Genomic DNA, 12,307 nt, shown 5'->3' with positions numbered 1-12,307 from the left:
GCAAGGGCATAACAGAATTACAGGCGGCGGGACTCGTCGTCTCTGCCCACGGAGGCCAGCGTCAATCCGTCATAAAGACGGTGGCGGCCTGAGAAGTGGGAAGCCTCGCCGTTTTTACGGCGGGGAGTAGTCACAGAAATAGATCCGGTCTTACGTTGAAGCGCTTGGAAAGCGCTTTAATATGCGCAATCGTTAATGAGCGCTTACCAGATAGAATCTGGCTGACAAGTGATTTGGAGCCAATTTCTTCTTTCAGGTCTGAGTAAGAGAGCCTGTATTGATCCATCAACACACGCAGCGCTGCTACACCGGTTGGTATGTCATCCACTGCTTTATTAAATGCAGCAAAGCGTTCATTGTTGTTTTCATACTCAGCGATTTTAGTGGCTAGAAAGTCAATCAGTGGATTTTCATCATCGTGCTCAATGAGGTAATCCACCATTGCCAGCGCGTCATTATAGGCATCCTCGGAAGTGCAGCTCCCTAAGAAGGGAACAGCGGCTACCAGTACCTTTGTGGCTTCAAGTGCTTTGGTAGGTTCTGCAATCATTCTTTCGTCTCCCGATACTGCTTAGTTAATTTGTTATATTCTGCATGAGTGGCTATGTGATTGACATGTAGGCGTTTATTAACGAAATTTATATAGGCGATCATTCGTAAGTTTTGCCCACCTATGTCTATTACCCACCATTTGTCTCTGTACTTGAAATTATCAAGACTGGGGAACTGACTTCGTAATTCCACAGGGTTCTCAAAATCTTTTTCTTTTAACTGCTTATACGTTGCAATAATTGCATCTGCATCATTTGGGAAATCGCGAGCAGCTTTCTCAAATGGATCTTTGGAAATAACGTGCATGTCACTCACTCAGTTTACATCATGTAAACACTATAGCGTCATCATTTTCCGTTTACAAAATGTAAACAACAAAAACAAAGACGTCGCTGCAGAACGACAATCAACTATTGGAAAATACTATAGAGATGATAGTAATCCGATCTTTGACGCTATAGATAAACTCGTTCATTCTTTATCCATCCGCTTTCTTATCGATCACGATGGAGTGAAGACATGCAGGATATTATTGAAGGCTTTTTACAATTTCAGCGCGAGGTATTCCCAAAACGCTGTGAGCTTTTCAAGCGGCTTGCCACCAGCCAAAATCCACGTACTTTGTTTATTGCGTGCTCCGATAGCCGCATGGTTCCAGAGCTTCTGACCCAACGTGAGCCAGGTGATCTGTTCGTGATACGCAATGCGGGTAACATCGTTCCGTCGTACGGCGCAGAATCTGGCGGTGTTTCCGCTACCGTTGAGTATGCGGTCGCTGTGCTTGGAGTCACCGACATTGTGATCTGCGGACATTCAGATTGTGGTGCCATGACCACAATTGCAACCTGTAAATGTATGGATCACCTGCCCGCGATTACAAGTTGGTTGCGCCATGCAGATTCTGCGAAAGCGATTAATCAGGCACGTGCGCACGTTAGTGAGCCTGTTCGAATTGATTCGATGGCGCGTGAAAACGTAATTGCTCAAATTGCTAATATCAAGACCCACCCGTCCGTAGCGCTCGGGCTGAAACAGGGGCACTTGAATCTACACGGCTGGATTTACGACATAGAGTCTGGCTCGATCGATGCTCTAGACGGCTTGGTCGGCCAATTTGTTTCGCTTGCGGACTATCCGCATGTTTCTGCAACGCAATCCGTGTTTCACCACGGCATTTAAATAGCTTATTAATCCAAAGGAATCATTATGACACAATCTCAATACTCCCAAACTCCCCGTCAGGCCCTGACCGATGTTATCATCGACGCCAAAACACACAAAAATTTGACATTTGAGGATATTGCACAAGGAACGGGTCTGAGTCTCGCATTCGTCACTGCTGCACTGCTTGGCCAACATCCTTTGCCCGCCGATGCTGCAAGGATTGTGGTTGACCGACTTGAACTTGACGAAGACGCCTTCCTTCTGCTGCAAACTATCCCTGTACGCGGTAGTATCCCCGGAGGTGTGCCGACAGATCCGACTATTTACCGATTCTATGAAATGGTGCAAGTTTACGGTTCAACGCTTAAGGCGCTTGTCCACGAGAAGTTTGGTGATGGCATTATCAGTGCGATTGACTTTAAACTTGATATCAAAAAGGTCGATGATCCTAATGGCGGTTCACGCGCTGTAATTACGCTAGATGGGAAGTATTTGCCGACTAAGCCATTCTAAAGTCATTGTAATTGCTGGCATCGGCAAGAGGTTTGAATTTGAGAGACAAACCTCCTGCCGTTTCAAATTAAAGTTTATTAACTAGCCACTTCGGTTTTTGTATAAAACGTATAGGGAGTGGGATCAAAATTGCCATTTAGCTTCCTGAATGAATGAGCAAAATCAGGCCATACTAATGTTAGGCGCTTATTGCGGGAATCACGGTACCAGCTTGTACAATTATCTCCAACCCATACCGTACCATTAATCTGCTTTTGTAATTCAGCTAAATAACGATCTTGAGCTTCGGGAGAAACCTCAAGTATGTAATTGTTATTTTTCCTGCTGTATTCAATCGCGCCGAGAATGTACTCTATTTGAGATTCAATCATGTAAATAATTGAGTTATGAGTAAGCGTCGCATTTGGCCCGTTGATAATAAACAGGTTTGGAAAACCAGTCACTGTGGTTGACGCAAAAGCTTCCATGCCTTGGGACCAGTGATCAGCAAGGCTGAGACCATCACGGCCATGAACCAGGCGAGTATAAGGTGGTTGGGTGGTTTGAAAACCAGTACAAAAGATCAGCACGTCAAGCGGATAACTGTTGCCGGCTACTGAGACTACATTTTGTCCATCTATGCGCTGCAAGGCTGATGCTTCGAGTTTAACGTTATCCCGAAGAAGAGCGGGATAATAGCTGTTTGCAATCAAAATCCTTTTGCAACCAGGCTCATAACTCGGAGTGAGTTTTGCGCGTAACTCTGGATCGGGAATTTGCTGTTCAAGGTGATCTAAGGCTATATGTTTTAATATTGCAACATATTGCGGAATAGAACGGCGAGCTGGATACAGCGATTCAAAGTGCCAGAATATATCTGAACGAACTGCACGAATAGACTTTGGATCGCGTCGGAAAGTCTGTTTTTCAATATCAGAATAACTTCGGTCAGGACGTGGAATGATATAGGATGCATTTCGCTGGAAAATAACGAGTTCAGAGACACTTTTAGCCACTTCAGGAACTAGCTGAGTTGCTGAAGCACCTGATCCGATGATGCCTACTCGCTTACCTTGCAGAGAGATATGGTGTTTCCAACGGGCTGAATGAAAAATTTCCCCGCTAAAGCTGCTCAGACCTTCGATCTGTGGCAGATTTTCATCTGTTAAATGCCCAGTGCCTGCTATCAAGAATTGCCCACTGAAAACTCCCTTGGCGGTGATAACTATCCAGCGCTCTTTTTGGTTGTCCCAGTAGGCTTTTTCAACGTTGGCGCCAAAACGAATATGAGGCAATAATCCTTCATCCTTGGCTGTGGCTTGAAGATAGGCATATATCTCATGACCGGGCGAAAAAACGTGAGACCAGTCAGGGTTAGGACGAAATGAGTAAGAGTAAAGATGTGAAGGTATGTCGCAGGCTACGCCAGGATAAGTGTTATCGCGCCAGGTGCCTCCTACATCATCTGCACGTTCGAGAATAAGAAAATTTTGCTGAGCTTGCCGCTTAAGCTGAACTCCCATACCAAGGCCGGCAAAGCCGGAGCCGATAATAATAATCTCTGTATCTGTGACCTGTGATATATCTATGTCTGGTGTACTCTTATTCATCATAGTTCTCCAGAGGATCAACGGAATTATGGCAACTCTGAAGGGATTATAGTTCCGGCAGGATAAAACGAAGGGTTCGCGCAGAATTGGTCAATAACCTGCATCAACTGCGCAGGACGCTCATAAATGACCGCATGTCCACACTCTATCTCTGTAAAGCGTGCATCCTGAATTGCGCCAAACAGAGCTTTGCTGTGGCGGATGGGCGTCATTTGATCATGCGTACAGCCAATAATCAGCGTCGTGGCTTTTATCGTAGGAACAATTTGAGTGATATCAACCCGGCCATTAAGGTCCATTTGTAACGCTTCAAATTCCCCTGGTATGGCATTTTCGAAGCTGATTGCAAGCTGATCTGGGTACATATTCACATGACTGGCGCCGCTGAAAGCGCAAAACATCACAAAGTCTGCAATAGCAGGTGACTGGATCTCATATAACTGACGCCAGACAGATAAAAATCGTTCTAACTGTAAATCTGTTTTCATCCATCCTGCGATCAGAACCAAATTACCAACCAGGTCAGGACGTTTAGCGGCAACAGAAGCAGTAACGACAGCTCCCAAAGAGTAACCTATCAATGTGACAGTCTCTCCCAACGCTGCTGCTTCAATAACGGCTTCGACCTGCTTTTCAAGATGTTCGAGGGTAAGCGTTTCGTTTGCTTTTACTGGTTGAGAAAAATCCAGGGATATAACTCGATTTTCCGCGGCAAGCAGTTGAAAGAGATAACCGAAATGTATCTCTGTGCTGCCGCCAGTGCCATGAACCAAGACGATAGGATTTCTATTGGCGTTATTCTTAATTGGATCGAGAGGTTGGGATGTGAAGAACTTTACCTCTTTTCCATCTACGTTGATGACACTTTCGTTGATATTAAATTTTTGCTCGGATTTATTCATGGTAATTAAATATCTCCTGATAGATATAGGTTATAAGGAAACTAAATGTAGATAATTAAACAATGATCTTGTTGGTTACTTAGTTAAATTAATAACTAAGTATAGAGTTGTTGTCAAATTATAAAAATAAAATAGTGTCGTGATTGAATATTTATATTATTATGAATTCCAATATTAGGTCTTATTTATTGTATTTTGGCGATATTGCAGGCAGAAAAAATAACTTGCAATCTATTAATTAAGTCATGAATGCTTTTTTTGAAATAATATGATAAATATCAATATATTATAAAATAAACATATTGGATTGTCTTATTGATTTCTTATTTCACATTGACAGATTTTCATCCTCATACCATAGTGATTACATCACTTTTTTATGTTCTTGCATTGTTAAATAATTTTATTTATCTATTTCTTGGGTATTACTGATTGATAATTTATATAGTTAAGAGTTATCAGTAATATACCAGAAATCATTTTCCTAAATATTTTATAAAGTGTTTTTCGCTCTGACAGCATTCTGCTATAACGCCTGACTTGGTTTATACAATTTATCAGCGTGTGTAGTCTGCTTTAGAGAGATAAAACTGAATGACATCATCGGATATTTAATACACTTGTTCAGGAGATGAAAAATGTCTACTCGAATCGTGAATGAACAACATCAACAATATGCGATAGCAGAAGGTGAAAAACGTGCTATACGCACGATTAAGCTATTTATTGCTCTGGGCTTTATCGCAGAGGCTGGATTTCTTTTAATGGGGCTTATTTTGTTTCCTGATAATGGCCCCTTGGTATGGCGTCTCGTATGGGCGCTTGGTTTATGTGGTATTGGTATGGGAGCTGCCGTTGGGGGATTGACTTACTTAGTTTCATCTCGTTTGACCCCCGGAAGCACTGGAGCTTATATCATGACCGCAGTGAGTAGTACTTTGCTGTTTAGTGTTTGCCAGACGCTTTGCTGGGGATTGGACCATAACGTTGGGCTGAATTATTGGGGTTCAATAGACATGCCGTTGTTGTTCCTTATTAAAGGATACACTGCTGCACTGATTGCAGGCATTCTGGGCAGCTTCCTGCTTAACTCGGTGCAAGGTGCAAGATTCCTTGCTTATCTTAAGGTGTTTTAGTGAATAAAAAGTCGAGTTTGCCCAATAGCTTTGCCATTTCCGTATTTCTGGCTGTGCTCGCTGCATGCCTGAATCTTATATTGTGGCGCGCTGATATTCTGGAAATGGCGCACAATACTGCGCTGAAAGGGTTAATGGCTATTTGGTATATATTAGGATGGGGTTTTGCTCCGGGTTGCCTGACCGCGCTTGCCATCAATTCAATCAGGGGAAGATTACCTCAGGGAGTGGGGGCGGTGACTGCAACGCTCATCAGCTTTCTACTGGTTACAGGGATTTGCGGTTTGGTTTATGCTTACCTGACAAACTCCGTTTTTATGCAAATTGCTATGGGAGGCGAAGCTCATCATCACCCGACCGCAAACAACGGAACTATTCTGGGTTTTATTATGCAACTGCTACCCAGTTTATGTGCGATCGTTATCTCAATCATAAATGCATTTTCGATAAAAATGGGAAAGGCGGTTTAGGCTATGAGATTTGGAATTCTTGGCAGCTAAATCGTTGTTTTGAATAGTGGGTGAAAAGCGTAGCTAGTCGACGGTTCTTCTCCCATCTTGTCATGGTGCTCAGTTCACCGACATAAAGCAAAAGATATTCGGCCCCAGTTTTGCGAATACAAAATTGGGGCATCCTCACCAATACAGCTTTATAGTAAGCTTTTTAAGTCCGCTGGCGTCGATTCTTCTACCGTCTGATATTATTGGATTTATTCCTCCAATTACCCTGGTTTTTCGTTACAGTCTGGCCTTTAAGCCCAAGGGAAAAGTTTTGATTGACGTGTAAGAACGTCAGAAATCGACAAATAGACGGGAAGGAAACCAACAAATAGACGCTATCTAAACCAGCATTTGGACGATATGATAGCCAGCAAATAGACGCTGTACAAACCAGCATTTGGACGATAGCATAGCCAACAAATAGACGGAGCAATTTAAGCTTCATTCTCTACATTGAACATAAAAGAACAACCTTGAATAACACACTACACCCAAGATACATAGCACCACAGCTCACGGCCGCATTGGCTGATACACCAGTGGTGTGTCTGCTTGGTCCTCGCCAAGTCGGCAAAACAACGCTGGCGAAATCTCTAGAGCCTGGGCGGGCTTACCTAACTTTCGATGACAGTACTTTGCTTAATACAGCTAAAGCCGATCCCACCGGATTTGTACAAAGCTTGCCAGAACGTGTCACACTGGATGAAGTACAGCGTGTGCCGGAGATCTTACCTGCCTTAAAAGCAACTATAGACATTCATCGTCAACCGGGACGGTTCATACTAACCGGTTCAGCTAATTTGCTGTTGCTGCCTGGAGTACAGGAATCATTGGCAGGTCGTGTCGAGGTGATCTATTTACAACCACTTTCTGAACAAGAAAAGCAGCATAGTCCAACATCGCTACTCGAGCAGTTGATCACGAACAAAATCTCTCCTTCAATCAAAGGGGAACAAATCCTCATTGAAGGTGTAGTAGAAGTTGTAGTACAAGGCGGTTATCCAGAACCGAATACGCGCAGTGAGGCGCGAGCTCGTCAGTGGCATAAGCAGTACCTCAACGCTATTATTCAACGTGATGTAAAAGACATTGCAGCGATTCGAGATGAATATGAGTTACTGCGACTTATCAAGACTCTTGCACTGCGTACCGGTAACTTATTGAACATCAGTGGATTGGCGAAAGATCTGGGTCTTCAGCGAGAAACCGTGGATAAATACATCACCATTCTAGAGCGCTTATTCTTAGTGAGGCGCTTACCGGCCTGGCATAAAAACCAAGCCAAGCGTTTAATAAAAGCCCCTAAAGTTCATGTGGTGGATTCGGGTCTGGCTTGTGCTTTAAATAATCTGAGAGTCGACGATTGGCATAACCTTAGTAATGATTTTGGTGCAGTACTTGAAAGCTTTGTGGTGCAACAATTGATTTGCCAAGCGGGTTGGAGTGAACATGAACTGCACTTCTCCCACTATCGTGATAAAGATCAGGTTGAGGTTGATCTGGTTATTGAAGATGGTCGAAGAATCTGGGGGATTGAAGTTAAAAAAGCGGCCAGCATACAGCCGAAAGACGGTATGGGGTTGGCAAGATTAGCTTCACTGGCTGATAGGGATTGGCAGGGTGGCATCTTACTGTACACCGGTAATAATTGCCTCCCAATTAGCCACATACCGAACACATTTGCGGTACCAATGAATGCGCTTTGGGGACATTGATATCCACCACGTCCTAAAGGACGTGGTTCCCTACAAGTTTCAGATCGTAGTCTGAATCTCTTCAGTGGGTTCCTGCTTCTCTTAGTTTCACAACAGCTTATTTAGTGTGTTACTGCACCAGCTATGCAGGTTAAATAAAATCTGCCCAAAAACAAACTCATGTAAGATAAAGCTTGCCAGAATCATCATTACGATTAGCGTAGCACATTTGGCAAACTATCTCCCTACAGTCACTACAGCTTCGATCTTTAATAGAAATTTACCGCTATCTTTGAGGAAGCCAAAAGGAGCTGGCATTCTCACTATTATTATACGACTAGATATGTATGACATCATCTGACTGCGAGATCTTTCTATTGCTATTTCATAATAGTATTCAAGATTACATATCAACGAACGCCGTCTAGCGCCCCATGTGGAATGATTAGAGTTTTCTTTTTTTAACAATCCTTAGGTATAAGATCAATTATAGTCATGTGGGCAGAGTTCTTCATTGAAAAAGATATAATCAAAAATAGCGTCCTTAGCACAGACTGCAAAGTACAAGTCAACTCTAGAAAAAGGGGAATTATCATGTTCAATCGTCTTCCAAGAAACTAAGCTACCAGCTACTGACCCCTTGCCAGTCAAGATATTCTTAATAGCTTCACTCGTCTCGTTTAATGACAATCTATTCTCTACAACATTAAGTTGCTCATTATGAATATGGCAACCACTAGATTTAAGCCAATCAGCTTTGAAGTATGTATATCCTAAGTTATATAACTGCTTTTCAATACACTTTTGGCAATAGCGAATTTGGACATGCTGCCCTGAGTAGCTTTTCTGTTTCTCCGGGTAAAAAACATCAATAAAAAGGGACTTTAAAGTCACTATATCCAGTCCGTTTTAAAACTCGAAAAATAAAGCTCTGCAATGATTCACTTAACGCCGGGCCAAAACCGTTTTTCCTTTTACTAATACCAACCTTCCCCCTGATTTTAGCACGTTCAGAAAAACCAGATTAAGTAGCCTTCTTTGAAGATTTTATTCTCGAATCTCCTTTTGTCGCGCTGGATAATTTTCACCTTTCCGCACCTGCGATCGCCTTTATTGAAACCACCAACCTCTGCAACCTGCGTTGCCAGCATTGTTATGCTTGGTCGGGGAAAAAGCGGGATAACGAACTCTCCACCGAAAGAATTAAGGCGCTCATTGATGAGTTCGAGGCCCTGGGGGTCTTGCAAGTCTTTCTGACTGGGGGCGAATTGTTTGCCCATAAAGATGCCATCGAGATCATTCAGCACGCCCGGCAAAAGCCATTTAGTACCCAAATTTTTAGCAAAAACCGCCGTAAACCCTCGTCCAGTGCGAGGGTGTCGCAAAAGTTAACCCTTATCAGTTAAGCTCTGGGTTAATATTCCAAACGAGACCTTCTATGACTCAATTCCTACGGCAACTGACACCTTCCGTTCATACCGGGCGTCAGTTTGTCACCGCTCAGCACCTAACTGTACTGGAGGGAACTCTTTCCCTCCATGACTATTTGAAGCAAGTGGGGGAACGCGCGGCATTTATTGTCTCCGATATCCTTGATGAGCAGGATTGGGCCCCTTTCGAACGCGATTACGCCTCATCCGGTAGAGCGCCGTATTCCCCACGTTCCATGATGGGCATTCTGCTTTATGGGATCATGAAAGGGATCAGTTCTCTCAGAGGACTTGAACGGCTGGCACGTCTGGATTTGGGATGTCTCTTTGTGAGTCATGGCATTACACCTGATCACGCCAGCCCTGGACGTTTCATCTATCAACATCAATCCACGCTGACGGGCTCGTTTTTTGACGGGGTAGCTTCATCCGTATTACATCACAGTCAATCCGGTGTTTCATGTCTGGCGGGGGATGGAACAGTGATAGAAGCGGCGTGTTCTCACTATCATCTCCTGACTCAGGAAGCGATTTTGCGAGAAAAAAAAAGCTTTAACTACCGTCCCCGCCAATCCCCAAAAAGCAGATAAAATCAGGCGACTGGAACAGTCTGCCGCCGTCTTACAAATCCGACAGGAAAATCGTGAAAAAAACGGTAAAGACGCCAGCCAGTGATGTATCAACCCGATAGAGCCAGAAGCGATGATCCAGCGGCTTAAGCGGAGACGGGGATTTTCCAGCGCGTATAAACCTTCAGTTTTGGTCAATGAGGTCCGTATCATTGTTGCTCAGACAGTCGATCCTGCCAGTGAAACACGGGTTATCGCGGATTGACTGGCTCAACATTATCGGCTATCTGGGTGTCACCCCAAAACCCTCTTACTGGATGCGGGTTATTTTCATGATGAGGTTATCGCCGAGGCTCAAAAACACGCGATCCTGTTGTTCTGTCCTGAAGGTAATAACCGACAGAGCCTAGGAAAAATCTACCCAAAATCGCGGTTTATTTATCATGAGGAGAAAGACCTGTATATTTGTCCGGCCAATGACAGGTTACTTCATGTCAGTACAGTAAGACCGTCCGAAAAAAGCCGTGGGTATCGGGTCTATACCGGAGCAAATTGTACCGATTGCCCGGAAAAAGAAAAGTGTACTCAGGCAAATTTACCTTGCACGCCATAGCGTATAACTTATCAAGGGCCGTTGCCCTGATATTATGGTTATTTTTAGCCTGTCATGGGTTGTCAGTCCCAATAACAGGCAATAAATCTCTGTGGGTTTATTGTCAATGCCGACCTTTTGCGACACCCTCTGTGCGGACGGGGATATCAGGCGAAAGCCCAGAGGGCTTTAGGACTGGCGACTCAGACGTCTCCTGACTGAATGGATATCTGCCGGTAAAACAGGCTAAAATGAATGCACTTTTTTTCAATGAGCGCTGAACATGTTAAGAGCCACCAAAGTACGCATCTACCCCACATCAGAGCAGGCGGAGTATCTTAACGCCCAGTTCGGTGCGGTACGTTTCGCGTACAACAAGGCTCTGCACATCAAAAAACACGCTTATCGGCGTTACGGCGTAAATTTAAACCCGCGTAAAGACCTGAAGCCTTTGCTGGCCGTGGCAAAAAAATCCCGTAAATATGCCTGGCTTAAAGAATATGATTCTATTGCCTTACAGCAGGCCGTGATTAACCTGAATACCGCATTTGATAACTTCTTTAATCCGAAGTTGAAAGCGCGTTTCCCGGCATTTAAAAGTAAGCACGCTAAGCAATCCAGCTATCATTGTGTCGGGGTAAAAGTGCTTGATGGCGCAATCAAAATACCGAAATTACCGCCGGTAAAAGCCCGGCTGCATCGTGAAATTAACGGGGAAGTGAAAAGCATCACCATCACTCGCGCGGCAACAGGCAAGTATTACGCCTCAATCCTCTGCAATGACGGCATGGAAGCGCCAGTAAAGCCCACTCGGGTAACCCGTGTCACCGGGCTGGATATGGGGCTGTCTCACTATGTGATCACATCCAGAGGGGATAAGATTGCGAATCCACGCCACCTTATCAACGTCAGCCGTAACCTGCGGCGTAAACAGAAAGCGTTATCCCGTAAGAACAAGGGGAGTGCCAATCGTCGCAAAGCTCGTATACAGCTTGCATGTGTACACGAACGGGTCGCCAATGCCCGTGCCGATTTTCAACACAAACTGTCTCGTTCAATTGTTGACGAAAACCAAGCGATCATTGTGGAGACACTGAAATCGGCCAACCTGATGAAAAATCCCAAGCTGGCTCGTGCTATCGGTGATGCAGGCTGGCATGGATTCATCACGAAGCTGGAATATAAAGCGGAAGCGGCAGGCATCCATCTGGTGAAACTGGATCAATGGTTCGCCAGTTCGAAAACGTGTCACTGCTGCTGCCATAAAGTGCCGGAAATGCCGCTGAACAAGCGGATCTGGTCATGTCCTTGCTGTGGTGTCGAACATGATCGTGACATCAATGCAGCGATCAACATCCAGCACAAGGGCATACAGGAATTACAGGCGGCGGGACTCGTCGTTTCTGCCCACGGAGGCCAGCGTAAATCCGTTGCATCAACGGTTGCGGCCTGAGAAGTGGGAAGCCTTGCCGTTTACGGCGGGGAGCAGTCACTAATGGTCTGCTCATTACGGAAGAAAAACTCAAGCGCATCCCCAAAGGTCAGTCGTTTTTTGTCAGTTTTGATACCGCCGTACCGGAACGAACCGTGCGGGGAAAAATGAACTTCCCGAAATTAAGAGAATGCTTCTAGCTCATGAGCCAGTATGGCCATGTCGTCCGCACAG

General features: G+C 44.5%; 14 protein-coding genes and 1 pseudogene. 10 read left to right on the top strand and 5 right to left on the bottom strand.

The genetic code is table 11. The features are described 5' to 3' along the window. Nucleotides 1-92: pseudogene (locus tag EAE93_RS25570) on the top strand (RNA-guided endonuclease InsQ/TnpB family protein); the annotation flags it as partial. A 38-nt stretch (nucleotides 93-130) separates the two neighbouring features. Here the strand turns inward: EAE93_RS25570 and EAE93_RS12660 are convergent. Then, nucleotides 131-550 carry a helix-turn-helix domain-containing protein gene (locus EAE93_RS12660; protein ID WP_046397624.1) on the bottom strand — a complete coding sequence of 140 codons (420 nt, stop codon included), beginning with the start codon at nucleotides 548-550 and terminating at the stop codon, nucleotides 131-133. Beyond that, nucleotides 547-858 carry a type II toxin-antitoxin system HigB family toxin gene (locus tag EAE93_RS12655; protein WP_036812595.1) on the bottom strand — a complete coding sequence of 104 codons (312 nt, stop codon included), beginning with the start codon at nucleotides 856-858 and terminating at the stop codon, nucleotides 547-549. Before EAE93_RS12655 ends, EAE93_RS12660 begins: the two co-directional genes overlap by 4 nt. A gap of 213 nt (nucleotides 859-1,071) precedes the next feature. Between EAE93_RS12655 and EAE93_RS12650 the strand changes: the two genes are divergently transcribed. Then, on the top strand, nucleotides 1,072-1,731 hold the full coding sequence (locus EAE93_RS12650; protein WP_036812597.1) for a carbonic anhydrase: 660 nt from the start codon (nucleotides 1,072-1,074) through the stop codon (nucleotides 1,729-1,731). A gap of 27 nt (nucleotides 1,732-1,758) precedes the next feature. Next, nucleotides 1,759-2,229 (top strand): cyanase, encoded by a 471-nt coding sequence (gene cynS, locus EAE93_RS12645; RefSeq protein ID WP_036812599.1) that lies wholly within the window; start codon nucleotides 1,759-1,761, stop codon nucleotides 2,227-2,229. A gap of 77 nt (nucleotides 2,230-2,306) precedes the next feature. On the opposite strand, the gene EAE93_RS12640 is transcribed toward cynS, so the two are convergent. Together EAE93_RS12640 and EAE93_RS12635 are read right to left on the bottom strand one after the other, a co-directional pair. Continuing rightward, nucleotides 2,307-3,818 (bottom strand): flavin-containing monooxygenase, encoded by a 1,512-nt coding sequence (locus EAE93_RS12640; RefSeq protein ID WP_214039807.1) that lies wholly within the window; start codon nucleotides 3,816-3,818, stop codon nucleotides 2,307-2,309. Nucleotides 3,819-3,844: 26 nt separating this feature from the next. Beyond that, nucleotides 3,845-4,720, bottom strand: coding sequence for an alpha/beta fold hydrolase (locus EAE93_RS12635; protein WP_214039806.1), 876 nt, complete (start codon nucleotides 4,718-4,720; stop codon nucleotides 3,845-3,847). 638 nt (nucleotides 4,721-5,358) lie between these two features. Between EAE93_RS12635 and EAE93_RS12630 the strand changes: the two genes are divergently transcribed. The 3 genes from EAE93_RS12630 to EAE93_RS12620 all read left to right on the top strand — a co-directional run bounded on the left by EAE93_RS12630 (nucleotide 5,359) and on the right by EAE93_RS12620 (nucleotide 8,071). Beyond that, a complete protein-coding gene (locus EAE93_RS12630; RefSeq protein ID WP_040149946.1) occupies nucleotides 5,359-5,856 on the top strand; it encodes a hypothetical protein in 498 nt (165 codons plus the stop codon). Next, nucleotides 5,856-6,326 (top strand): hypothetical protein, encoded by a 471-nt coding sequence (locus EAE93_RS12625; RefSeq protein WP_214039805.1) that lies wholly within the window; start codon nucleotides 5,856-5,858, stop codon nucleotides 6,324-6,326. The genes EAE93_RS12630 and EAE93_RS12625 overlap by 1 nt, the downstream gene beginning before the upstream one ends. Before the next feature lie 503 nt (nucleotides 6,327-6,829). Then, on the top strand, nucleotides 6,830-8,071 hold the full coding sequence (locus tag EAE93_RS12620; RefSeq protein ID WP_214039804.1) for an ATP-binding protein: 1,242 nt from the start codon (nucleotides 6,830-6,832) through the stop codon (nucleotides 8,069-8,071). A gap of 462 nt (nucleotides 8,072-8,533) precedes the next feature. On the opposite strand, the gene EAE93_RS12615 is transcribed toward EAE93_RS12620, so the two are convergent. Then, complete coding sequence (locus EAE93_RS12615) at nucleotides 8,534-8,944, bottom strand: hypothetical protein (protein ID WP_214039803.1); 411 nt, start codon at nucleotides 8,942-8,944, stop codon at nucleotides 8,534-8,536. A 155-nt stretch (nucleotides 8,945-9,099) separates the two neighbouring features. On the opposite strand from EAE93_RS12615, the gene EAE93_RS25565 reads away from it, so the two are divergent. From EAE93_RS25565 to EAE93_RS12600, 4 genes are all read left to right on the top strand, one after another. Next, complete coding sequence (locus EAE93_RS25565) at nucleotides 9,100-9,456, top strand: radical SAM protein (RefSeq protein WP_105399233.1); 357 nt, start codon at nucleotides 9,100-9,102, stop codon at nucleotides 9,454-9,456. 32 nt (nucleotides 9,457-9,488) lie between these two features. Then, the gene (locus EAE93_RS24575; protein WP_250151008.1) at nucleotides 9,489-10,070 is read left to right on the top strand and encodes a transposase; all 582 of its coding nucleotides are present in this window, start codon (nucleotides 9,489-9,491) and stop codon (nucleotides 10,068-10,070) included. A gap of 112 nt (nucleotides 10,071-10,182) precedes the next feature. Continuing rightward, the gene (locus EAE93_RS25100) at nucleotides 10,183-10,314 is read left to right on the top strand and encodes a hypothetical protein (RefSeq protein ID WP_258165978.1); all 132 of its coding nucleotides are present in this window, start codon (nucleotides 10,183-10,185) and stop codon (nucleotides 10,312-10,314) included. Nucleotides 10,315-10,924: 610 nt separating this feature from the next. Then, nucleotides 10,925-12,094 (top strand): RNA-guided endonuclease InsQ/TnpB family protein, encoded by a 1,170-nt coding sequence (locus EAE93_RS12600; protein ID WP_214039802.1) that lies wholly within the window; start codon nucleotides 10,925-10,927, stop codon nucleotides 12,092-12,094. The last annotated feature ends 213 nt before the right edge of the window (nucleotides 12,095-12,307 follow it).

The organism is Photorhabdus akhurstii (assembly GCF_018448925.1).
Taxonomy (GTDB): Bacteria; Pseudomonadota; Gammaproteobacteria; order Enterobacterales; family Enterobacteriaceae; genus Photorhabdus; species Photorhabdus akhurstii.
Note: the sequence above shows the minus strand (reverse complement) of the source record. Positions and strands in the feature narration are given on the sequence as shown.